22 protein-coding genes are annotated in these 20,876 nt (G+C 58.1%); 15 read left to right on the forward strand and 7 right to left on the reverse strand.

The window, feature by feature from the left end; genetic code table 11:
* Nucleotides 1-154: 154 nt before the first annotated feature.
* The 4 genes from DFO57_RS15970 to argE are packed head-to-tail and all read left to right on the forward strand — an operon-like array spanning nt 155 to nt 3,690.
* A complete protein-coding gene (locus tag DFO57_RS15970; protein ID WP_014606525.1) occupies nt 155-1,420 on the forward strand; it encodes an NAD(P)/FAD-dependent oxidoreductase in 1,266 nt (421 codons plus the stop codon).
* Nucleotides 1,421-1,437: 17 nt separating this feature from the next.
* Nucleotides 1,438-1,872 carry a RidA family protein gene (locus DFO57_RS15975; protein ID WP_013024742.1) on the forward strand — a complete coding sequence of 145 codons (435 nt, stop codon included), beginning with the start codon at nt 1,438-1,440 and terminating at the stop codon, nt 1,870-1,872.
* Nucleotides 1,869-2,543, forward strand: a complete 675-nt coding sequence (locus DFO57_RS15980; RefSeq protein ID WP_110015518.1) for a DUF1028 domain-containing protein — start codon at nt 1,869-1,871, stop codon at nt 2,541-2,543. Before DFO57_RS15975 ends, DFO57_RS15980 begins: the two co-directional genes overlap by 4 nt.
* Nucleotides 2,521-3,690: an acetylornithine deacetylase gene (gene argE / locus DFO57_RS15985; protein ID WP_072136451.1), complete on the forward strand. Its 1,170-nt coding sequence runs from the start codon at nt 2,521-2,523 to the stop codon at nt 3,688-3,690. The genes DFO57_RS15980 and argE overlap by 23 nt, the downstream gene beginning before the upstream one ends.
* A gap of 70 nt (nt 3,691-3,760) precedes the next feature.
* Here the strand turns inward: argE and DFO57_RS15990 are convergent, their stop codons facing one another.
* Nucleotides 3,761-4,534 carry a 2OG-Fe(II) oxygenase family protein gene (locus DFO57_RS15990; protein ID WP_024471622.1) on the reverse strand — a complete coding sequence of 258 codons (774 nt, stop codon included), beginning with the start codon at nt 4,532-4,534 and terminating at the stop codon, nt 3,761-3,763.
* 98 nt (nt 4,535-4,632) lie between these two features.
* Between DFO57_RS15990 and DFO57_RS15995 the strand changes: the two genes are divergently transcribed.
* Nucleotides 4,633-5,580 carry a LysR substrate-binding domain-containing protein gene (locus DFO57_RS15995; protein ID WP_064373249.1) on the forward strand — a complete coding sequence of 316 codons (948 nt, stop codon included), beginning with the start codon at nt 4,633-4,635 and terminating at the stop codon, nt 5,578-5,580.
* Nucleotides 5,581-5,659: 79 nt separating this feature from the next.
* Here the strand turns inward: DFO57_RS15995 and hpxZ are convergent, their stop codons facing one another.
* The 4 genes from hpxZ to DFO57_RS16015 are packed head-to-tail and all read right to left on the reverse strand — an operon-like array spanning nt 5,660 to nt 9,218.
* A complete protein-coding gene (hpxZ, locus tag DFO57_RS16000; protein WP_110015519.1) occupies nt 5,660-6,043 on the reverse strand; it encodes an oxalurate catabolism protein HpxZ in 384 nt (127 codons plus the stop codon).
* The gene (locus DFO57_RS16005) at nt 6,043-7,440 is read right to left on the reverse strand and encodes an AtzE family amidohydrolase (protein WP_110015520.1); all 1,398 of its coding nucleotides are present in this window, start codon (nt 7,438-7,440) and stop codon (nt 6,043-6,045) included. The genes hpxZ and DFO57_RS16005 overlap by 1 nt, the downstream gene beginning before the upstream one ends.
* A complete protein-coding gene (gene hpxX, locus DFO57_RS16010) occupies nt 7,437-7,619 on the reverse strand; it encodes an oxalurate catabolism protein HpxX (RefSeq protein ID WP_013024749.1) in 183 nt (60 codons plus the stop codon). Before hpxX ends, DFO57_RS16005 begins: the two co-directional genes overlap by 4 nt.
* A 12-nt stretch (nt 7,620-7,631) precedes the next feature.
* Nucleotides 7,632-9,218: a gamma-glutamyltransferase family protein gene (locus tag DFO57_RS16015; protein WP_014606518.1), complete on the reverse strand. Its 1,587-nt coding sequence runs from the start codon at nt 9,216-9,218 to the stop codon at nt 7,632-7,634.
* A gap of 156 nt (nt 9,219-9,374) precedes the next feature.
* Between DFO57_RS16015 and hpxU the strand changes: the two genes are divergently transcribed.
* From hpxU to katG, 10 genes are all read left to right on the forward strand, one after another.
* On the forward strand, nt 9,375-10,214 hold the full coding sequence (hpxU, locus tag DFO57_RS16020) for a MurR/RpiR family transcriptional regulator HpxU (RefSeq protein WP_013024751.1): 840 nt from the start codon (nt 9,375-9,377) through the stop codon (nt 10,212-10,214).
* Nucleotides 10,215-10,406: 192 nt separating this feature from the next.
* The gene (locus DFO57_RS16025; RefSeq protein ID WP_014592993.1) at nt 10,407-11,192 is read left to right on the forward strand and encodes a transporter substrate-binding domain-containing protein; all 786 of its coding nucleotides are present in this window, start codon (nt 10,407-10,409) and stop codon (nt 11,190-11,192) included.
* Between the two features lie 10 nt (nt 11,193-11,202).
* Nucleotides 11,203-11,868, forward strand: a complete 666-nt coding sequence (locus DFO57_RS16030; RefSeq protein WP_013024753.1) for an amino acid ABC transporter permease — start codon at nt 11,203-11,205, stop codon at nt 11,866-11,868.
* Nucleotides 11,868-12,524 carry an amino acid ABC transporter permease gene (locus DFO57_RS16035; RefSeq protein ID WP_024471625.1) on the forward strand — a complete coding sequence of 219 codons (657 nt, stop codon included), beginning with the start codon at nt 11,868-11,870 and terminating at the stop codon, nt 12,522-12,524. Before DFO57_RS16030 ends, DFO57_RS16035 begins: the two co-directional genes overlap by 1 nt.
* Entirely contained in the window at nt 12,505-13,236 is a 732-nt protein-coding gene (locus DFO57_RS16040; RefSeq protein ID WP_014592994.1) for an amino acid ABC transporter ATP-binding protein, read from the forward strand. Before DFO57_RS16035 ends, DFO57_RS16040 begins: the two co-directional genes overlap by 20 nt.
* 21 nt (nt 13,237-13,257) lie before the next feature.
* A complete protein-coding gene (locus DFO57_RS16045) occupies nt 13,258-14,493 on the forward strand; it encodes an alanine--glyoxylate aminotransferase family protein (RefSeq protein WP_014592995.1) in 1,236 nt (411 codons plus the stop codon).
* Nucleotides 14,490-15,743, forward strand: a complete 1,254-nt coding sequence (gene hpxK / locus DFO57_RS16050) for an allantoate amidohydrolase (protein WP_014606513.1) — start codon at nt 14,490-14,492, stop codon at nt 15,741-15,743. The genes DFO57_RS16045 and hpxK overlap by 4 nt, the downstream gene beginning before the upstream one ends.
* 1 nt (nt 15,744) lies before the next feature.
* Nucleotides 15,745-16,239 carry a 2-oxo-4-hydroxy-4-carboxy-5-ureidoimidazoline decarboxylase gene (gene uraD, locus DFO57_RS16055; protein ID WP_029569681.1) on the forward strand — a complete coding sequence of 165 codons (495 nt, stop codon included), beginning with the start codon at nt 15,745-15,747 and terminating at the stop codon, nt 16,237-16,239.
* On the forward strand, nt 16,236-16,571 hold the full coding sequence (gene uraH / locus DFO57_RS16060; protein ID WP_013024759.1) for a hydroxyisourate hydrolase: 336 nt from the start codon (nt 16,236-16,238) through the stop codon (nt 16,569-16,571). Before uraD ends, uraH begins: the two co-directional genes overlap by 4 nt.
* Nucleotides 16,572-16,707: 136 nt before the next feature.
* A complete protein-coding gene (katG, locus tag DFO57_RS16065; RefSeq protein WP_014592998.1) occupies nt 16,708-18,906 on the forward strand; it encodes a catalase/peroxidase HPI in 2,199 nt (732 codons plus the stop codon).
* 36 nt (nt 18,907-18,942) lie between these two features.
* On the opposite strand, the gene DFO57_RS16070 is transcribed toward katG, so the two are convergent.
* Together DFO57_RS16070 and DFO57_RS16075 are read right to left on the reverse strand one after the other, a co-directional pair.
* Nucleotides 18,943-19,716, reverse strand: coding sequence for an amidohydrolase (locus tag DFO57_RS16070; RefSeq protein ID WP_089517571.1), 774 nt, complete (start codon nt 19,714-19,716; stop codon nt 18,943-18,945).
* A complete protein-coding gene (locus DFO57_RS16075; protein ID WP_089517570.1) occupies nt 19,704-20,864 on the reverse strand; it encodes a pyridoxal phosphate-dependent aminotransferase in 1,161 nt (386 codons plus the stop codon). Before DFO57_RS16075 ends, DFO57_RS16070 begins: the two co-directional genes overlap by 13 nt.
* Nucleotides 20,865-20,876 lie beyond the last annotated feature (12 nt).

Raw genomic sequence — 20,876 nt, forward strand, 5'->3', positions numbered from 1 at the left:
TGGCCATAATAATCGGCTGCACATCCTTTGCTTATTAATTTCTTATTCAGATATTAGCTTTATAATATTTTACCCATTCACTTGCCTCAAATAGTCTTGGCGCTATCGCGTGTCAGGAACACGTCATTGAAACGGCGGGCTTGAGGATGGTGGAATGACAATAACAGAGCAAGAAACAGACACCCTGGTGATTGGGGCAGGACAGGCCGGTATCGCCATGAGCGAGCATCTGGGGCGGCTCGGCATTCCGCATTGCGTGTTGGAAAAAAAACGTATTGCTGAGGCATGGCGGACCCGCCGATGGGATTCGCTGGTCGCCAACGGCCCGGCCTGGCACGACCGGTTTCCCGGCATGACGTTTTCGGGGCAAGATCCCGACAGCTTTGTGCCTAAAGAACAGATCGCGGACTATTTTGAAGCCTATGCGCAACACATTAAAGCCCCTGTCAAGACCGGCGTCGAGGTCATCAGCGTGGCGCCCCGTGCCGGGCGCAGCGGGTTCGATGTCCTCACCTCTGAAGGCCCGCTCGTCGCTCAACGCGTGGTCGTTGCCACAGGCCCCTTTCAGAAGCCCATTATCCCCGCGATTGCGCCCACGGATGCGGGATTCACTCAATTGCATTCAGCAGACTATCGCAACCCGCAACAACTGCCTGAAGGCGGCGTGCTGGTGATCGGCGCGGGCTCGTCAGGGGTGCAGATTGCCGATGAGCTGCAGCGTGCAGGAAAAGACGTCTGGCTCTCTGTTGGGCCGCACGATCGGCCGCCGCGCCGTTATCGCAACCGGGATTTTTGCTGGTGGTTAGGTGTGCTCGGCCTGTGGGATGCTGCTGCCAGTCAACCGGGTAAAGAGCACGTCACCATTGCGGTCAGCGGCGCGCGAGGCGGCCACACCGTTGACTTTCGCAGGCTGGCGGAACAGGGCATCAACCTGGTCGGGTTAACGGAGCGCTTTTCCGGTGATGTCGTGACCTTTAAGCCCGATCTGGCGCAAAACATCGCCTCGGGTGATGAAAACTATTTATCCCTGCTTGACGCGGCAGATGCCTGGGTAAAACGGCATGGCCTCGATTTGCCCGAGGATCCGGCCGCGCGCGCGTTTCTGCCCGATCCGGAAAGCGTCTCGCATCCTGTGCAGTCGCTCAATCTCGTCCGCGCAGGGATCACCACCCTCATCTGGGCAACGGGCTATGCCACCGATTACAGCTGGCTGAAGGTTAACGCCTTTGACGAGAAGCGCAGACCCGTTCATCAACGCGGCGTTTCCACCGAGTCCGGGCTCTATTTTCTCGGGCTTCCCTGGCAGTCGCGCCGGGGGTCCTCGTTTATCTGGGGCGTGTGGCATGACGCAAAATATGTCGCCGACCATATTGCTATCCAGCGCCAGTATCAGGATTACCGTGCCGCTTCAGAAAACTGAACCAGGAGACTGTCTTTATGCCAACCCATACACGTATTCGGATGTTTAACACCAAAGAAACCTATCCCAATCAAACGCTGGACAACGATCTCTGCCAGGCCGTGCGTGCAGGTAACACGGTGTATCTGCGGGGCCAGGTCGGCACTGACTTCGACGGCAATCTGATTGGTCTGGGCGATCCGGCTGCACAGGCGGCGCAGGCGATGAAAAATGTGAAGCAACTGCTGGAAGAGGCAGGAAGCGACTTGTCGCATATCGTCAAAACCACCACCTATATTATCGATCCGCGCTATCGCGAGCCGGTGTACCGTGAAGTGGGAAAATGGCTCAAAGGCGTTTTCCCCGTCTCGACCGGTCTGGTGATTTCAGCTCTGGCGCAGCCGCAGTGGCTGATGGAAATAGATGTCATTGCGGTGATTCCGGATGACTGGAAAGGTGGAGCGACCCAATGACCTTATCGGTAACGGCACGTTGTGAAGAAACCGGTCAACTTGGCATCGCCATCAGTTCATCCAGCATCGCCGTGGGCGCGCGCTGCCCCTGGCTGCAGGCTGGTGTGGGGGCCGTATCCAGCCAGAACATTACGCTGCCTTCTCTGGGGCAGCAGATTCTGGTGTATCTGGATCAGGGCCGCGCGCTCGATGTGGCGCTCAAGCTGGCGCTGGCTGAAGACAGATTCAGTGACTACCGTCAGGTCGCCGCAATCGATATCGAGGGGAATACGGCGTTTTTCAGTGGCAGCCAAACCCTGGGGATCTGGAGCGTGGCTGAAGGAAAAAACTGTATCGCCGCAGGTAATATGCTGGCGGACAAAGGCGTGACGGCAGCAATGTGTGCGGCTTTTGCTGCGGCCTCCGGTGAACTGGCCAGCAGGCTGCTTGCGGCCCTTCAGGCCGGTGTAGCGGCGGGCGGAGAAGCCGGACCGTTACATTCTGCCGCGCTCAAACTGGTGGATGACTACACCTGGCCATTGGTGGATCTGCGCATCGACTGGACAGAAGGCGATCCTGTCGGACAACTGACGCAACTGTGGCTTGCCTATGAACCGCAGATGGAAGCCTATGTCACGCGCGCGTTGGATCCGCGTGAGGCTCCCTCCTATGGCGTGCCCGGCGATGAATGATCGTTTACGGGCGCTTCTGGCCTCACTGCTGGCCGTTGACACAACCAGCCGGGCGTCAAATCTGGCCCTGATTCAGTTTATTGACGACTACCTGACTGACAGAGGCGTGACGACGCAGTGGCTGCATGACGACAGCGGTAAAAAAGCCAATCTGTATGCGCGTCTGGGGCCGGACGGCGAGGGCGGGGTCATGCTGTCGGGGCACACGGACGTGGTGCCGGTTGAGGGACAAAACTGGTCCGTCCCGCCTTTCGCCCTGACGGAGCGTGACGGGCGATGTTATGGCCGGGGAAGCGCCGACATGAAAGGCTTTATTGCCTGCGTGCTGGCGTCGCTGGATGACTTTCTGCAACAGCCCCTCCGCATGCCCTTACATCTTGCTTTTTCCTATGACGAAGAGGTCGGCTGCCTGGGCGTGCGCTCGCTGGTGGCGATGCTCAATGCTTCAGCGGCAAAGCCCGCGATGTGTATCGTGGGTGAGCCGACCGGCATGCAGCCGGTTTACGGACATAAGGGAAAGCGGGCGGTGCGCTGCCGGGTACAGGGCCTTGCCTGTCATTCCGCCTATACGCACCAGGGCGTCAACGCGATTCACTATGCCGGGCGGCTAATTGCGCATCTTTTGCATCAGGAAGCGGCGCTCAGGCAGCAACGTGATGAACGGTTCGAACCGCCCTACAGCACGCTGCAGGTGGGCACGATTCAGGGCGGAACAGCACTCAATATTGTGCCTGAAACCTGCCAGTTTGATGTGGAGTGGCGAACGCTGCCCGATACGGATATACAGAACCTGTATGACAGTGTGCGCCACTTCGCCGAAGCTGAGCTGATGCCTGAAATGCAGCGCATTGATCCGGTATGTCACATTGCCTTTCAGCCGCTGAGCGACTATCCCGGCTTGCTGACGGATCCGCAGACCGACTTTGCCCGCTGGCTGGCGCAGTGGAGTGGGCAAGACGACTTCACCACGGTGGCCTTTGGCACCGAAGGCGGGTTATTTAACGAGATGGGAATAGCGACCCTGGTTTGTGGGCCGGGAAGTATGGAACAGGGACACAAAGCAGATGAGTTTGTCAGTGTTGAACAGCTTGAACGCTGTATGACGATGTTAAAAAATCTGCGCCAGTGGATGCGGTCACGTCTGTAAACGCGACCGATTAAGCCACGCAGGGCGGAACGCCCCGTGTGGCCTGAGCCCATCCGCTCGCCGGTGCCGTTTACAACCGACCGTAAAATGTCATCCGGGCCGTCTCAGACAAGGCGATGCCGGGCGCGGTATTGTAAGCCAGCACCGCCAGCATCCGGGTCACGTCGCCTTCGGTAGGCGTCACGCGATGCAGGGAATTACGTCCGCGAAACAGTACCAGGTCACCGGCTTCAATTGCCAGCTCTTCGACGGGCTGCTGTTCATCCAGCACGTCGGCCACGCCCGGATAATTCATCTCGCCCGCATCGGCATCCCGCAGATCTTTCACATACTGAAACCGCCCGCCGCCGGTTGGTTTCTGCACCAGTAACGTGATGGCAAACGACGAGTTATCGAAATGCCATCCCAGCTCTTTCCCGTGCGAGGCATAGTGAAGGTTAATGGACGACAAAGGATCGGCGTAGGGATACAACGCCTCTTCATCAAGCACCTCACACAAAAAAGACTGAAAAAGTGCATCGTCGTAGAGCTGACGCAGCGGAGAATCCAGCGCGATGACGTCATCAGTAATACAGCCCTTAGTGCTACTGACTTCGCGGTTCCTGGGATGCGTATCGCTAAACGCAGGGTCCGTTTTCATCAGGTAGACGTTATGCTTACTTTGGGTATGGTAAGCACGGTGGCGTTGCGCATCGCCTTCTGCGACGATGGCCGCTAAGGCGGCGGGCTGTAAAAAATTGCGCAGCACCAGCGCGCCCTGCTGATGAAGTTGCGTCCGACACTGTTGACGCCAGGCGTGACTGGACAGAGGATGTAAGTCAGTGCGTACCAGAGATTCAGACATCGTTTATTTCCTACGCGTGATTATTTAGTCATCACTGTAACGAGGCCCGATTGTACTGAATACCAATAAATATTTAAGACCCTGATAAGGAAGCCTTAATGCCCACGCCGTCGTTGCGCCTGCCTAAAATTAACGTTATTCAGTCATTTAAGGTCGCTGCGGAAACCGGCAGCCTGACAAAGGCGGCAGCGCAGTTGGCCTTGACGCCAGCCGCGGTGAGCCAGCAGATTCGTCAGCTGGAAGATCACCTTGGCTGCGTCCTGTTTTTACGGACTCAGCATGGTGTCATGCTGACTGAGATGGGCAGGCAGTATCTCCGCTACGTGTCGGAAGCCTTCGATATACTGCAGCTTGGCCAACGGAATATCGGGCGAAAAGATACCGCCGCTCAGCTTACGCTGTATGCGCTTCCCGCACTGGCATCAAAATGGGTCCTGCCGCATTTGTCTGACTGGCGAGCGCGCTGCCCGCATGTCGGCCTCTCTCTTCATGGCACGCACGCCGACGTGGACTTCAGTAAAACCCCGGCTGATTTTGTTATTTGCTTTGGGGAAGAGGCCTATCCCAGGCTGAACAAACAGTATCTGTTCCATGATGAGGTTTTTCCGGTCGCCAGCCCCGCGCTGATCAATACCTTTGCTGCCGCAGACAGATTAAACCAGGCTCCGTTGATTCATCTCGACTGGGGGAAAGAGGGACGTTTTCTGCCGGACTGGCCTGCGTGGTTTGAGGCAAAAGGACTCCCTGAGCCCGTGGCGCAGCCCGGCCTGACGTTTAATCTGACCTCACTGGCGATTGATGCGGCGGTGGCAGGCGCGGGGATGCTGTTAGGGCAACGTCACATGATTGCCGGGGAACTGGCCCGGGGTGAGTTGGTGGCGATCGATTCCTTATGTCTGCCGCTCAGTAAACCCTATTATCTTGCCTGGCCTGCGCGGACAACCAGCCAGGAGGGAAGTGAAGAGATGATTGCCTGGCTGCGGGAACGCGCGGCAGAGCACGGTCCCGCCGGAAAGCCAGCCGGGGATGCTGCCTCGCTTTCCTGAGGGGCCTGCACTGGTCACCGGGGCGATGATCGACCAGCATGAAGGTGAGGCATCCTTGCCTCTGGCGCAATGGTTCGGTTTAACTCATCAGACTGACCTGGGCCGCGACGATGCGCCAGCCTGAGGGGAATTTCACCCAGGTTTGTTGCTGACGGCCAATTTTCTCCGTGCCTGCACGGGTGAATTCGGTACTGCACACGGCAAAGGCATCGCCAAAGGTGGTGATCACCGTGTTCTGTAAGGTGCGATCCAGCCCCGCCGAAGGACGGGCGGCACGGAAAGCGCGAATCTCATCAATGCCGTATAAATTCTCTCCGGCACCCAGCCGCACCGTTCTGGCATCGTGCCAGAACAGCTCATCCAGAACGGCAATATCGTTGCCCGTCAGCGCCTGTTCGTAACGGTAAAAGGCGGCGGTTACGGCATCCAGCACGTCGGGGTGGTTAATCTCTTCAGTATTCATCAGGCTCCAGCCATACAGGTAGGCGAAAATGTCAGACCTTGTTGTTCAAGGGCAAAGGCGGCTCGTAATACCGCCTGTTCGTTAAACGGCGCACCGATAAGCTGCACGCCAATCGGCAAGCCGCTTGCCGTGGCCAGTGGAACAGTACAGACGGGCAGGCCGAGAAAAGAGATCGGCTGGGTTAACATGCCCATGCTGGCCTTGGTCGGCAAGTTCTGCCCGTTGATGGCAATAGTTTCCTGATCTATCAGCGGCGCGCTGCAAGGGGTGGCGGGGGCGATCAGGACATCAAACCGATCAAATAACGGCAGTATTTGCTGTTGGAAATGACGGCGGAAGCGTTGCGCCTGCACATACCACGCACCCGGCAGCATCGCGCCCGCCAGCAGGCGCTCACGGGAATGAGGTTCGAACCGTTCAGGTTGCTGACGCAGCGCCGGCAGATAGTGATTGCCGCCTTCTGACGCGGTCATAATAAAGGCGGCTGAGCGGGCCAGTTCGGCTTCCGCCATAATCACTTCCTCACTAGCCTGCAACGCGGTCGCGATTTGAATCTGCGCGTTACGGGCATCATGATCACACCACGTCGAAAAGAAGCCGCCCAGAACCGCACAGCGCAAATCCTGTGCCCCCCGTTCCAACTGAGGCCGCGTGGGTGCCTGAGGCCGATCGGCCTGAAAGGCATCCATGCTGTCTTTACCCTGCAGGAGATCGTAAACCTGCGCCAGATCGTCAACGCGGCGTGCAAAGGGACCGATGTGATCCAGACTGGCGACAAACGGATGGCTACCGCTGCGGGACAGGCGACCAAAGGTTGGCTTCAGGCCAAAGATGCCGCACAGGGAAGCCGGCACGCGTATCGATCCATTGGTATCCGTGCCCAGCGAGAAAGGCACCAGTCCGGCCGCCACGGCTGCCGCTGAACCGCCGGAGGATCCCCCGGCGATCCGCGCCAGATCATGCGGATTGCGCGTGGCGCCATAGTGGCTGTTTTCAGTGGTAAAACCGTAGGCATAGGCATCCATATTCACCATGCCAGAAAGCAGGGCGCCGGCCTGTTGCAGTTGGGTGATGGCAAAGGCGTCACGGTTGGCTGCCGGGCGCTGACCAAATAATTCAGCCCCAGCCAGGGTTGAGTAACCCTGCACATCAAACAGGTTTTTTACCGCATAGGGAATGCCCGCCAGCGGCGGTAACATCTCACCGCGCAGGCGCTGTTTATCAATCGCATCCGCTTCCTGCAACATTCGCGTTGAAGTGATATCCGTCCAGGCATTAAGCTGCGGATTCTGTTTCTCAATCGCGGTCAGCGTCTGCTCCGCCACTTCGCGCGCACTGATCTCTCCCTGCTGAATCTTCTGCTGAAGTGCCTGAATGGAAACCTCGCTCAGCCTCATGCGTTGTACACTCCTGCAACTTCAAGACGATCGTCCAGCGGATAAGCCATCAGCGGGGCCGCCATATCGGCAATGCGCGTCATCTGGACCAGCAGGGCTGCACGGCGTGCGTCGTCCAGCTCCAGATGAAGAATGTGTTCCATTTGGGCGATATAGGTTGCCCACTCAATGTGATTCATAACGTACTCCTGTCAAAAACCGGCGGCGCTGCCGTTGCTACGCGGATCGCTTGCGCCTTCGAACATACCGTTGTTGTGACGAACAATCGCACCTGCATGGCCGACGACTTCACTGAATGGCGGAAGTGACTCCACCTCATGGCCTAACTGACGTAACCGCTCCAGCGTTTCTGGCGCGAAGCGACTCTCCAGCTTGAGGGAATCCGAGGTCTGTCCCCACGTTCGGCCCAACAGCCAGCGGGGTGCGCTGACCGCCTGTTGCAGCGGCAGGCGCTGGATCACATGGCGGGTAAAAATGGCAGCCTGGGTCTGGGGCTGTCCGTCACCGCCCATGGATCCATATACCATCGTCCGGCCGTCTTTCAGGCGCGCTGCGGCAGGGTTCAGCGTGTGGAAAGGTTGTTTACCCGGGGCGAGTGCCAGCAGGTGATCGGGATCGAGGCTGAAAGCCGCCCCGCGGTTTTGCCAGACGATCCCGGTGCCGGGCATCACCACGCCACTGCCAAATTCATGATAAATGCTCTGGATAAAAGAGACGGAAAGGCCGCTGCTGTCCATGACGCCCATCCAGACGGTATCGCCGGGGCCTCGTCCGGTTCCCCATGGCGCAGCGCGGTTATCATCAATCTGGCTGGCGATCGTTGTGAGCAGATCGCTGTCGAGCAGCGCCTGCAGATCGTCCACCACATGACGAGGATCGGTGATGTGCCGATCGCGTAAAGCAAACGCTTTTTTTGTCGCCTCAACGATGCGGTGAATGGTTTGTGCTTCATCGGCATTCGCCATATCCAGATGATCGGTAATGCCCAGGATCGCCAGAGAAACCAGCCCCTGCGTCGGCGGTGTGATATTCCAGATATCGCCTTCGCTATGTCTGACATGCAACGGCTTGACCCGACTGGCCCGCTGCTGCTGTAAATCGGCCAGGGTAACGGGAATGCCCAGGTTGACCATCTCGCCTGCCAGATGGTGCGCCAGCGTGCCGCGATAAAAGCTTTCCAGCCCTTCTTCACTTAACAGACTGAGCGTGCGCGCCAGATCGGGTTGGGTGAAACGACTGCCTTCCGCCGGAACATCTCCGTCCGGCAAAAACAGGGCGGAAAAGCCGGGCTGATGCTGGAGCTCTTCGCGCTTGCTGCGGGTGGCCGAGGCCTGCGAGGCCGTGACCGGAATGCCGTCTGCCGCGTAACGCACCGCGTCACGCAGTAATCGTGCCAGGGGCAGGGGCGTGCCGCCGAGCTCGGCTGACAGCGCCAATGCCTCATGCCAGCCGCTCACCGTGCCCGCCACCGTTAATGCGGCTTTTGGCCCGCGATGTGGAATTTGCGTTTCACCCTGATAGAAGTCGATATTTGCAAGAGAACCCGCTCTGCCGCTGGCGTCGATAGCAATAGGGTCGCCCTTACCCGGCATTATCAGCCAGAAACCGTCCCCGCCCAGGCCGTTCATATGCGGATAGACGACGGCAATAGTCGCAGCAGCGGCCACCATGGCCTCAATCGCATTGCCGCCTTCACGCAGCACCGCCAGCGCACTTTCACTGGCCAGATGATGAGGCGTTACCGCCATGCCCAGCGGGGCCATATTGCTCTGAATCATGCTCTTCTCATTGTGTTATTCAGGGTACAGAACCAATAACTAAGCAAGAGCCGTTCCAGTTTTTATCGTCGCTAAGGATCGGAACCGGTTCATCTGGCCCAAATTATGCTAGCTTCTGTTAAACCCCGCGGTTGAAACAAAAGTTACAGGACCTGAATGAAACAGCTTGATGAACGGCTCAAAACCCATTACCCCCAGCTTTCGCCGCAGGAGCAGCGCATTGCCGACTTTATCTTTGACCACTTCGACGATCTGATTAGCTATAACAGCGCCGAGCTGGCGCGCCTGAGCGGCGTGTCAAAAGCGACCGTCAGCCGGCTGTTTAAACGGCTCGGTTATGACAAGTACAAAGATATGCGCGATGAGCTGCGTACCCTGCGCCAGAGCGGGATGCCGCTAACGGATAACCGCGATGCCGTGCAGGGCAATACCTTACTGTCGCGCCATTACAAGCAGGAGATGGCCAACCTTACACAGTGGGTAAACAGCATTGATGCCCGGCAGTTTACTGAGGTGATCGCTCAACTGGCTCAGGCGAAACGTATCTACATTGTCGGCATGCGCAATGCCTATCCGGTGGCGCTGCACCTGCGCCAACAGCTGATCCAGACGCGTTCGCAGGTGCATATCCTGCCCCAGCCGGGACAGACGCTGGCCGAGGACCTGGTGGATATAACGCCTGAGGATATGGTCGTGGTTATCGCCTTCCGGCGGCGCACCCGCATTATCCAGCCGCTGATGCAGCAGTTGCAAAGCGCCGCTATTCCCGTGCTGGCGCTGTGCGAGCCTCAGGCGCAGAGCGTTATCGCCCTGGCGCGCTGGCAGTTTTGCGCACCACTGGACAGCGTGTCAGCGTTTGACAGTTACGCGTCGGCCATGAGCCTGATCAACCTGCTTGCCAATGCCTTGCTGCATGAACTGCTGTCAGACGGACGCCAGCGCATTCACCATATTGCCGATCTTTATCACCAGCTTGACGAGCTGGAGCACCGTTAACAGGCACCGTTTTGGTGCTTTGCCCCGTTTTGGAACGTCCTGCGGGGCAACGTCTGATGCCTCTGTATCGCTATAAATAGCGCTTAGCAGCCATTAAGTCGCTTTTTTCAGCGTGCGTCCGCGTTGGCACATTAGTTGCAGAATGCCTTCAATAAGAATCTTTTGTTTCACATAATCTCACCGGGGTGCATAATGAAAAAAGTTCTGATGGCGGTCGCAGCAGCGGCAGTATTGATGGTGCAGGCGGGCAACGTGTTGGCCGATCAACTGCAGGATATCCAGAAACGCGGCGTGCTGCGGGTTGCGGTACCGCAGGATTTCCCGCCGTTTGGCTCAGTGGGAACCGATCTGCAACCCCAGGGCTATGACATCGACATGGCGAAGTATCTGGCTAAGCAGATGAAACTTAAGTTGCAGCTGGTGCCGGTCACCAGCGCGAACCGCGTACCTTACTTGCAAACGGACAAAGTTGACCTGGTGATCTCCAGCATGGGGAAAAACCCGGAACGCGAAAAGGTGATCGACTTTAGCCGGGCCTATGCGCCGTTCTTCCTGGGCGTTTTCGGTCCTAAAGGCGATCATCTGAAGGATGCCGCAGCACTGAGCGGTAAATCTGTTGGCGTCACCCGCGGTGCGGTAGAGGACATGGTACTGAGTGAGGTAGCCCCTAAGGATGCGCAGGTGAAACGTTATGAAGATAACAACACCACCTTATCCGCTTACCTCTCCGGCCAGGTGCAGTACGTGGCAACGGGTAACCTTGTGGTCGCGGCCATTACGCGTCAGAACCCGGCAAAAGCCCCTGTTGCGCAATTTATGCTGAAAGACTCTCCGTGCTATATCGGATTGAAGAAAGACGAGCCGGCGCTGAAAGACAAAGTGAATACGCTGATCGAGCAGGGCATTAAAGACGGCACGCTGAATAAAATGTCCGAAGAGTGGCTGAAAGCGCCGCTGCCAGCCAACCTGGGCGCATAAGGACGGAGCAATGACCGGGCAACTTAATTTCCCTGCATTGTGGCCGTACTGGCCGGAGTTGCTCTCCGGCCTGTGGGTAACGATCCAGTTAACCGTGCTGGCAACGGTCGGGGGCGTCAGTATCGGTATCATCGGCGCGGCGCTGCGCAGTGGTAAACCCAGTTGGTTAAGCCGCCTGTGGGGCCTCTATGTTGAACTGATACGCAACACGCCGTTTGTGGTGCAGCTGTTCTTTATTGTGTTCGGCTTGCCGAACCTGGGGCTGAAACTCACGGCGGGTGAAGCCGCGCTGCTGGCCATGCTGGTTAACCTGGGGGCTTACAGTACGGAAATTATCCGTGCCGGTATTCAGGTCACGCCAAAAGGGCAGTGGGAAGCCGGTCGGGTTCTGGGGTTGACGCGCAGCCAGACGTTTTTACGCGTGGTTTTGCCGCCGTCGCTGCAGCGGATTTATCCGGCGCTGGTGAGCCAGTGCATCATTGTCATGCTGGGATCGTCGGTGGTTTCGCAGGTCTCCTACGAGGAACTGACCTTCGCCGCCAACCTGATTCAGTCGCGCACCTTTTTGAGTTTTGAAGTCTACTCGGTGACCACGCTGATTTACCTGGCGTTGTCGATTGTGATGCGTCAGCTGCTGCTGGCGATTGGCCGCAAATGGCTGGGGGTGCAGGCATGATGACAACCTTTACTGACTGGGACATCCTGCGCAATCTGCTGCTGGCGGCTCGCTGGACCATCGCGCTGTCGCTGGTGGCCTTTTTAGGCGGCACGCTGGTCACGCTGCCGCTGCTGTTTTTACGCCTGTTAAAGCGTAAATGGCTGACGCGCGTGATCCGTGCCTATACCGAACTGTTCCAGGGCACGCCGCTGCTGATGCAGCTGTTTCTGGCTTTCTTTGGCGTCGGACTGTTCGGTATCGACGTCGCGCCCTGGACCGCCGCCTCGCTGGCGCTGACCTTTTATACCAGCGCGTTTCTGCTGGATATCTGGCATGGCAGTATTCAGGCCCTGCCCAAGGGCCAGTGGGAAGCATCACGCTGCCTCGGGCTTGATTTTGGTCAGACGCTGACGCGGGTCATCGCACCCCAGGCGATTCGCATTGCGATTGCCCCCACGGTGGGATTTGCGGTGCAGGTGATCAAAGGCACGGCGCTGGCATCCATTATCGGGTTCGTCGAGCTGACCAAGGCCGGCACCATTCTGAATAACGTGACCTATCAGCCCTTTAAAGTCTTTGGGCTGGTGGCACTGGGCTATTTCCTGCTGTGTTATCCGCTGTCGCGTTACAGCCAGTATCTGGAGAAAAAATTTAATGCCGCTCATCACCATTAATCAGGTGCAGAAGTATTACGGCACCAACCACGTTCTCAAAGGCGTGGATCTGGATATCGATATGGGAGAAGTGATCTCCATTATCGGGCGCAGCGGTTCAGGCAAAAGTACGCTGTTGCGCTGCATGAACGGGCTGGAAGGCTATCAGGATGGCAGCATTAAACTCGGCGGTATGACGATTACCGACCGTGATTCCCAGGCGCGGGAAATCAGCCGCTCAGTCGGCATGGTGTTTCAGAACTTCAATCTGTTCCCGCATATGACGGCGCTGGAAAACGTCATGCTGGCGCCGCGTCGGGTACTGAAAAAAAGCCAGGCAGAGTGCCGCGAACTGGCGGCGCGCATGCTGGAGAAAGTGGGGCTGGGCGAGCGGCTGGATTATTACCCTTCCAGCCTGTCTGGTGGTCAGCAGCAGCGCGTTGCCATTGCCCGCGCGCTGGCGATGGAACCCCGCGTCTTACTGTGTGATGAGATTACCTCTGCACTGGATCCTGAGCTGGTCGGTGAAGTGCTAAAAGTGCTGGAACAGCTTGCCGCCGAGGGCATGACGTTGATTCTCGTCACCCATGAAATGAACTTCGCCCGCGACGTGGGCGATCGTGTGGTCTTTATGCATCAGGGGCGCGTCTGGGAGCAGGGCGACAGTAAAACGCTGTTCGCTTCTCCACAGACGGCGGAGCTAAAGCAGTTTATTTCCTCTGTGCGTCTTTGAGTGCTTAACAAGGAATTCACTATGGATATCTCTCAATTTCCGCAAATTAATCCTCCTCAGCGTCTGTTAATGGGGCCTGGCCCTATCAATGCCGATCCGCGCGTGCTGCGTGCGATGTCGAGCCAGCTGCTCGGGCAATACGATCCGGCGATGACGCACTATATGAATGAGGTGATGGCGCTGTATCGTGGCGTGTTTCGCACGGAAAACCGCTGGACGTTACTGATTGACGGCACCTCACGCGCCGGTATTGAGGCAATTCTGCTGTCGGCGATTCGCCCCGGCGATAAAGTGCTGGTGCCGGTCTTTGGCCGTTTTGGTCATCTGCTGTGTGAAATTGCCCGCCGCTGCCGTGCCGATGTGCACACGATTGACGTGCCATGGGGCGAGGTCTTTACGCCAGACCAGATTGAAGACGCCATCAAAAAAGTCAAACCGCGCCTGTTGCTGACCGTGCAGGGCGATACCTCGACCACCATGCTGCAGCCGCTGGCTGAGTTGGGTGCCATCTGCAAAAAATATGGCGTGCTGTTCTATACCGATGCGACGGCGTCGCTGGCGGGCAATGCGCTGGAAACCGATGCATGGGGACTGGATGCGGTCTCCGCGGGCATGCAGAAATGCCTGGGCGGCCCGTCCGGAACCTCCCCGATCACGTTAAGCGATGAGATGGCGGCGATAGTCCGCAAGCGCAAATGCGTGGAGCAGGGGATCCGCACCGACGCGCATCAGGATGGTGACGACGAGATGATCTACTCCAACTATTTCGATCTCGGCATGATCATGGACTACTGGGGCCCGGAACGGCTCAATCACCATACTGAAGCCACCAGCGCCCTGTTCGGCGCGCGTGAGTGTGCGCGTCTGATTCTGCAGGAAGGGCTGGACAACGGCATTGCCCGCCACCAGCTTCACGGCGAGGCGATGCTGAAAGGCATTCAGGGAATGGGGCTGGAAACCTTTGGCGATCTCAGTAACAAGATGAGCAATGTCCTGGGCGTGGTGATTCCCCAGGGCGTCAATGGCGATGAAGTGCGTAAGCTCATGCTGGAGGATTTTGGCATTGAGATCGGCACGTCCTTTGGCCCGCTGCATGGCAAAGTGTGGCGCATCGGCACCATGGGTTATAACGCGCGTAAAGACTGCGTGATGCAAACGCTGGCGGCGCTGGAAATGGTCCTGTCCCATGTCGGTTATCGTACGCCACAGGGGGCCGGTTCGCAGGCGGCATGGAACCACTATGGGAGCCATGCATGATGATGAATGCCAGCGAGGCTCAGATTGCCGCCCGGCGCGTGATGGCGCGCTGTGATGCGCTGGCTGAGATCAGTGAAAGCGATCAGGGCCTGACACGGGTTTACCTGTCGCCAGAGCACCTGCGGGCCAATGCGCGCGTGGGCGAATGGATGCAGGCTGCCGGTATGACGGTCTGGCAGGATGAGGTGGGCAATATCTGCGGTCGCTATGAGGCCGCGCAGCCCGGCGCTCCCGCACTGTTATTGGGTTCGCATCTGGACACGGTACGCAACGCCGGCCGCTATGACGGGATGCTAGGCGTGCTGAGCGCCATTGAAACCGTCCAGTGGCTGCACGATCGCCAGCGTCGATTGCCGCTGGCCATTGAAGTCATCGGCTTCGGGGATGAAGAGGGCACGCGCTTTGGCATCACGTTGCTGGGCAGTCGCGGCATTACCGGCACCTGGCCTGACAGCTGGCCGACACATCCTGACGGCAACGGCATCACGGTTTCCCAGGCGATGAGCGACGTGGGGCTGGATGCCAGTCAGATCCAGCGTGCCGCGCGCAACGTCAGCGATATCGTGGCCTATCTGGAGCTGCACATTGAGCAGGGACCTTGCCTGGAGCAGGAAGATCTCGCGCTCGGGGTGGTCACGGCGATCAACGGTGCCCGTCGCCTGAACTGCTGCTTTACGGGCGAGGCGGGCCATGCCGGTACGGTGCCGATGAAGCATCGTAAAGATGCCCTGGCGGCGGCGGCGGAATGGATGGTGTTTATTGAACACACGACGCGCGAACAGCCGGGGCAGTTAGTGGCAACGGTAGGCACGCTCAACTGCGCACCGGGCGCGGTCAACGTCATTCCGGGCGAGGTGAATCTGTCGCTGGATGTGCGCGGGCCCGAGGACGCACCGCTTGAAGCGCTGCTGTCCGCCTTGCTGACCCAGGCGGAAGCCATTGCGCTGCGTCGGGGATTAACCTTCGAATCTCATGAGTATTACCGCATTGCGGCGACGGCCTGCGATGCCGGATTGCAACAGGCGTTGAGCCACGCGGTTGAAACCGTACAGGGGCGCAGCCTGGCCCTGCCCAGTGGCGCAGGCCATGATGCTATCGCAATCGCAGAACGCTGGCCGGTAGGCATGCTGTTTGTGCGTAACCATCGCGGTATCAGCCACCATCCGGCCGAATCGGTCAATGAAGCCGATGTCGCCCCGGCGGTTCAGGCCTATTTGCAGACGATATGTCACCTTGCGGAGCAGCATTAAGATGGATTTAGGCACCTTTAACCAGCTACCGCAAGCCGCCGCTCAGCTTGCGCTCTCGCACTGCGTCGCGATTCCTCGCTGGCAGCAGGCGCTGGTGGCGGCCCGCCCGTTTCACAGCGTTGAGGCCCTGCTGGCTGAGGCACAACGGCTGGCCCAGGCCTGGCAGGAAGACGATCTGAATCAGGCGCTTTCAGCTCATCCGCGCATCGGGGAAAAGGCACAGGGCGACGAGAAGGAAAAACGGTTATCACGCAGCGAACAAGCGGCCATGCAACAGGCAGACGATGCGTTACAGCAGGCGATGGTGCAGGGCAACCAGGCTTATGAGGCGCGCTTTAACCGGGTCTTTTTGATCCGGGCGAAAGGGCGCAGCGCACAGAATATGCTTGATGAACTTACACGGCGGCTGGACAACAGCCCGGAAAGCGAGCGCCAGGAATCTCTGGAACAACTGCGGGAAATCACCCTGCTGCGCCTTAAGGAGAGTTTTTCATGAGCACTATCAGCACCCATATTCTGGATACCGCGCTGGGTAAACCCGCGCCAGGCGTAGCCATGTTGCTGGAACAGCACGGGGCACAAGGGTGGGTAACCTGTGCCCGGGGCATCACGGATAACGATGGTCGCCTGAAGGATCTGACACCCGAGCCGCTTGCGCCGGGACAGTACCGCCTGACGGCCGCGATTGGCGAATACTTCCGCGCAGGCGGACGAGAAACATTGTACGTCAGTGCGCAAATTGATTTTGTGCTGACGGAAAGCGCCAGCCATTATCATCTGCCATTTTTAATCTCGCCCTGGAGCTGGTCTACCTATCGCGGCAGTTAACAGGTGCATCAGGCGCAGCGTTTTTCCGCTGCGCTTGAGAGCTATCGGCTATCAATACCTTCGGCCCATCCGACTATATTCCTGCTAACGCCAGGGTTATCTTAAGGTCAATAATGTGAAGGCAACGGAGCCGATAATGAGCACGCCAAAAGATAATGATGTAGCCGCTTCAGGTAAATGTCCCTTTCATCACGGTAAATCGGAAGAAGAAAGCGTTCTGGCTCGTGGAGCCGGCAGTGGTACCAGCAATCGCGACTGGTGGCCAAACATGTTGCGCGTGGATCTGCTAAACCAGCACTCCAACCGTTCTAATCCCCTCGGCGAAAACTTCAACTACCGCGAAGCGTTCAGCACGCTGGACTACTCCGCACTGAAAGCCGACATCCGGGCGTTGCTCACCGACTCCCAATCCTGGTGGCCAGCCGACTGGGGCACCTACATTGGCCTGTTTATTCGTATGGCGTGGCACAGTGCCGGTACGTACCGCACCGTCGACGGGCGCGGTGGCTCAGGCCGGGGTCAACAGCGTTTCGCCCCACTGAACTCCTGGCCAGATAACGTCAGCCTTGATAAAGCCCGCCGCCTGCTGTGGCCGGTAAAACAAAAATACGGTCAGAAAATTTCCTGGGCCGATCTCTACATCCTCGCCGGCAACGTTTCGCTGGAAAATTCAGGTTTCCGTACCTTTGGTTTTGGTGCCGGTCGTGAAGACGTCTGGGAACCGGATATGGACGTGGATTGGGGTAACGAAACCGAGTGGCTGGCCCATCGCCATCCGGAAAGCCTGGCTAACGCACCGCTGGGCGCGACCGAAATGGGGCTGATCTACGTGAACCCAGAGGGGCCTGAAGCCAGCGGCGATCCCGCTTCTGCCGCGCCAGCGATTCGCGCGACATTCGGCAACATGGGCATGAACGACGAAGAGATCGTGGCGCTGATTGCGGGTGGACATACCCTGGGCAAAACCCATGGTGCCGCCGCCGCCAGTCACGTGGGCGTCGATCCTGAAGCCTCACCTATCGAAGCACAGGGCTTTGGCTGGAACAACAGCCACGGCAGCGGTGTGGGTGCAGATGCGATTACCTCCGGCCTTGAAGTCGTCTGGACGCAAACGCCAACCCAGTGGAGCAACTACTTCTTTGAGAACCTGTTCAAATATGAGTGGGTGAAAACGCACAGCCCGGCGGGTGCGATTCAGTATGAAGCGGTCAACGCTGACGACATTATTCCGGATCCGTTCGATCCTGCGAAAAAGCGCAAACCGACCATGCTGGTGACGGATCTGACGTTGCGTTTCGACCCCGAGTTCGAGAAGATTTCTCGCCGCTTCCTGAACGATCCGCAGTCCTTTAACGAAGCCTTTGCCCGCGCCTGGTTTAAGCTGACCCACCGCGATATGGGGCCAAAAGCGCGTTACATCGGTCCGGAAGTGCCAAAGGAAGATTTACTGTGGCAGGATCCGTTACCGCAGCCAACGCATCAGCCGACGGCCGATGATATCAGTGAACTGAAGGCGAAAATCGCTGCATCAGGTTTGACGGTAAGCCAGCTGGTTTCGGCGGCCTGGGCTTCGGCTTCAACCTTCCGTGGTGGCGACAAACGCGGCGGCGCAAACGGTGCCCGTCTGGCGCTGGCGCCCCAGAACAGCTGGGCGGTGAACGCCAGCGTCATTAACGATGTGTTACCGAAACTGCAGCAGATCCAGCAGGAATCCGGTAAAGCTTCATTAGCTGACGTCATTGTCCTGGCGGGCAGCGTCGGCATCGAAATGGCCGCAGCCGCAGCCGGCGTCAGCGCACAGGTGCCCTTTACCCCAGGCCGCGTGGATGCTCGTCAGGATCAAACTGATGTAGAATCCTTTAACGTACTCCAACCGCTGGCAGATGGTTTCCGTAACTATCGTCGCGTACAGGGAGGATCATCCACTGAAACCCTGTTGCTGGATAAGGCGCAGCAACTGACGCTGAGTGCCCCAGAGCTCACCGTCCTGCTGGGTGGCCTGCGTGTCCTGGGCACCAACTTTGACGGCAGCCATCACGGCGTGTTCACCGACCGCGTGGGCGTGCTGAGTAATGATTTCTTTGTGAATCTGCTGGATATGCGCACCGCATGGCGTGCGACCGACGGCAGTGAAGAGATCTTCGAAGGCCGCGATCGTCAGAGCGGAGAAGTGAAGTACAGCGCGACGCGCGCCGATCTGGTGTTCGGTTCCAACGCCATCCTGCGCGCTCTGGCCGAAGTTTATGCCAGCAGCGATGCAAAACAGAAGTTTGTTACCGACTTCGTGGCGGCCTGGACGAAAGTGATGAACCTGGACCGTTTCGACCTGCAGTAAACGCCTGAATCGCCCCCGGCCTGGTCGGGGGCGATTTTATTCTGCCAACGTAAAGCCATCCGCATCGCGCCATGCCGGAAACCGCTCGCGATAAGCCTGCAACTCGGCTAGCGACAGCGACGCCTCAACCTGACCGGCTTTGAACGGCTCGCCCGCCGCCAGAATCTCCCCCTGCGGAGAAATAATTCGACTGTCCCCACTGTACTGATGCTGATTACCATCGCTGCCCACACGGTTGCAGCCTGCTACATATGCCTGATTTTCGATAGCGCGAGCCAGCAGCAGGGCCTGCCAGTGAAGGGCGCGCGCTGCAGGCCAGTTGGCGACATACAGCGCCAGATCGTAGTCATTTTGATTGCGTGAGAACACCGGAAAGCGCAGGTCGTAACAGATTTGCGGCAGAATACGCCAGCCGCGCCACGGAATCACCGTACGCGCCTTGCCCGCAAGATAATGCTGCTGTTCATCGGCCATGCGAAACAGATGACGTTTGTCATATTGGTGCAGCGTGCCATCCGGCTCAACCAGCAGAAAACGGTTCACGGCACCTTCTGCGGTATGAACGGCGGCGCTGCCGCCCACCAGCGCATTGCTGCGCTTAGCATGGTGCTGTAACCATTCCACGACCTGCGCCTGCGGTAGCGCCGACTGTGCGGCCTCCATGGCAAAACCGGTGGTGAACATTTCGGGCAGAATAATGACATCCCGTTGCGTCAGGTCGGCTAAGATCCGATCGAAATGGCGCAGGTTGGCCTCGCCATCCATCCACGTCAGTGGCTCCTGTAGCAGCGTTATCGCTAAAGTCGACATAACCGCTCCGCTGCCGCATCAAGTGTGGCTTCCTGTTTTGCAAAGCACAGCCGAATCAGTTTGTGCGGGAAAGGCGCCTCGCAGAATACCGACAGCGGAATGGCGGCTACGCCCACTTCACGCGTCAGCCACTGGCAAAAACTGACATCGTCCAGGTCCGAAATGGCACTGTAGTCCGCCAGCAGGAAGTAGGTGCCTTCACAGGGCAACAGGTGAAAACGACTGCTGCGCAAGGCCTGTATCAGTCGGTCACGGCGCGCGCGATAAAACTCGGGCAGTTCACGATAGTGTTCGGGATGCTGGCGCAGCATATCGGCAATCGCCAGTTGCGCAGGCGTGTTGACTGAAAACGTCAGGTACTGATGGATCTTACGGATCTCGGCGCTAATGGCCGCCGGTGCTACGCAGTAACCGACTTTCCAGCCCGTCATATGAAAGGTTTTGCCAAAGGATGACACCGCCACCGCACGCTGACGCAACTCAGGGTGCGCCAGCACGCTGGCATGACCGTCCTGTGCAAAGCAGATGTGTTCATAGACTTCATCGCTCAGCACGTAGATTTCTCGGTCGGCGACAGCCTGCCATAACGCGGCATAGTCCGCGTGATGCCAGATGCTGGCCGAGGGATTATGCGGCGTGTTTAAGATGACCAGGCGGGTTTTGTCGCTTAGCAGCGCGGAGAACGCAGGCCAGTCAACCGTGAACAACGGTGGCTGCAAGGTGAGGCGTTTCAGTGTACCGCCCGCCAGCTGTACCGCAGGCGCATAGCTGTCGTAACTGGGATCGAAACAGATGACCTCGTCACCGGGCCGCACCAGGGCGGTGATGGCGGCATACAGGGCTTCAGTAGCCCCTGCCGTCACGGTGATATCGCTGTTCACATCGGGCCGATAGCCATAGATCGCGGCGGTTTTATCCGCAATGGCTTCGCGAAGCGGTTGTGCGCCGGTCATGGGTGCGTACTGATTCGCGCCCTGACTGACGTGGTAAGCCAGCCTTTCCTGCAGGTAAGACGGACCATCAAAATCCGGAAATCCCTGAGAAAGATTAATCGCATTATGCTGCTGTGCCAGCGTGCTCATTTGCGTGAATATGGTGGTGCCGAGTGCAGGCAGCTTGCTCTCGGGCGTCAGGTTGGACTGCGTCATGATTAGGTAGCC

It is taken from the genome of Pantoea sp. AG702 (genome assembly GCF_003182295.1).
GTDB classification, from domain to species: domain Bacteria; phylum Pseudomonadota; class Gammaproteobacteria; order Enterobacterales; family Enterobacteriaceae; genus Pantoea; species Pantoea ananatis.

What these genes read in the sequence shown, in the direction of transcription:
- katG (WP_014592998.1), top strand. Translation starts at nt 16,708, where the DNA reads ATGAGCACGCCAAAAGATAATGATGTAGCCGCTTCAGGTAAATGTCCC.
- DFO57_RS16045 (WP_014592995.1), top strand. Translation starts at nt 13,258, where the DNA reads ATGGATATCTCTCAATTTCCGCAAATTAATCCTCCTCAGCGTCTGTTA.
- uraD (WP_029569681.1), top strand. Translation starts at nt 15,745, where the DNA reads ATGGATTTAGGCACCTTTAACCAGCTACCGCAAGCCGCCGCTCAGCTT.
- argE (WP_072136451.1), top strand. Translation starts at nt 2,521, where the DNA reads ATGGCGTGCCCGGCGATGAATGATCGTTTACGGGCGCTTCTGGCCTCA.
- DFO57_RS16070 (WP_089517571.1), bottom strand. Translation starts at nt 19,716, where the DNA reads ATGTCGACTTTAGCGATAACGCTGCTACAGGAGCCACTGACGTGGATG.
- DFO57_RS16015 (WP_014606518.1), bottom strand. Translation starts at nt 9,218, where the DNA reads ATGATTCAGAGCAATATGGCCCCGCTGGGCATGGCGGTAACGCCTCAT.
- hpxX (WP_013024749.1), bottom strand. Translation starts at nt 7,619, where the DNA reads ATGAATCACATTGAGTGGGCAACCTATATCGCCCAAATGGAACACATT.
- hpxZ (WP_110015519.1), bottom strand. Translation starts at nt 6,043, where the DNA reads ATGAATACTGAAGAGATTAACCACCCCGACGTGCTGGATGCCGTAACC.
- DFO57_RS16005 (WP_110015520.1), bottom strand. Translation starts at nt 7,440, where the DNA reads ATGAGGCTGAGCGAGGTTTCCATTCAGGCACTTCAGCAGAAGATTCAG.
- hpxU (WP_013024751.1), top strand. Translation starts at nt 9,375, where the DNA reads ATGAAACAGCTTGATGAACGGCTCAAAACCCATTACCCCCAGCTTTCG.
- DFO57_RS16035 (WP_024471625.1), top strand. Translation starts at nt 11,868, where the DNA reads ATGACAACCTTTACTGACTGGGACATCCTGCGCAATCTGCTGCTGGCG.
- DFO57_RS16030 (WP_013024753.1), top strand. Translation starts at nt 11,203, where the DNA reads ATGACCGGGCAACTTAATTTCCCTGCATTGTGGCCGTACTGGCCGGAG.
- DFO57_RS15975 (WP_013024742.1), top strand. Translation starts at nt 1,438, where the DNA reads ATGCCAACCCATACACGTATTCGGATGTTTAACACCAAAGAAACCTAT.
- DFO57_RS16075 (WP_089517570.1), bottom strand. Translation starts at nt 20,864, where the DNA reads ATGACGCAGTCCAACCTGACGCCCGAGAGCAAGCTGCCTGCACTCGGC.
- DFO57_RS15990 (WP_024471622.1), bottom strand. Translation starts at nt 4,534, where the DNA reads ATGTCTGAATCTCTGGTACGCACTGACTTACATCCTCTGTCCAGTCAC.
- uraH (WP_013024759.1), top strand. Translation starts at nt 16,236, where the DNA reads ATGAGCACTATCAGCACCCATATTCTGGATACCGCGCTGGGTAAACCC.
- DFO57_RS15995 (WP_064373249.1), top strand. Translation starts at nt 4,633, where the DNA reads ATGCCCACGCCGTCGTTGCGCCTGCCTAAAATTAACGTTATTCAGTCA.
- DFO57_RS15970 (WP_014606525.1), top strand. Translation starts at nt 155, where the DNA reads ATGACAATAACAGAGCAAGAAACAGACACCCTGGTGATTGGGGCAGGA.
- DFO57_RS16040 (WP_014592994.1), top strand. Translation starts at nt 12,505, where the DNA reads ATGCCGCTCATCACCATTAATCAGGTGCAGAAGTATTACGGCACCAAC.
- DFO57_RS15980 (WP_110015518.1), top strand. Translation starts at nt 1,869, where the DNA reads ATGACCTTATCGGTAACGGCACGTTGTGAAGAAACCGGTCAACTTGGC.
- DFO57_RS16025 (WP_014592993.1), top strand. Translation starts at nt 10,407, where the DNA reads ATGAAAAAAGTTCTGATGGCGGTCGCAGCAGCGGCAGTATTGATGGTG.
- hpxK (WP_014606513.1), top strand. Translation starts at nt 14,490, where the DNA reads ATGATGATGAATGCCAGCGAGGCTCAGATTGCCGCCCGGCGCGTGATG.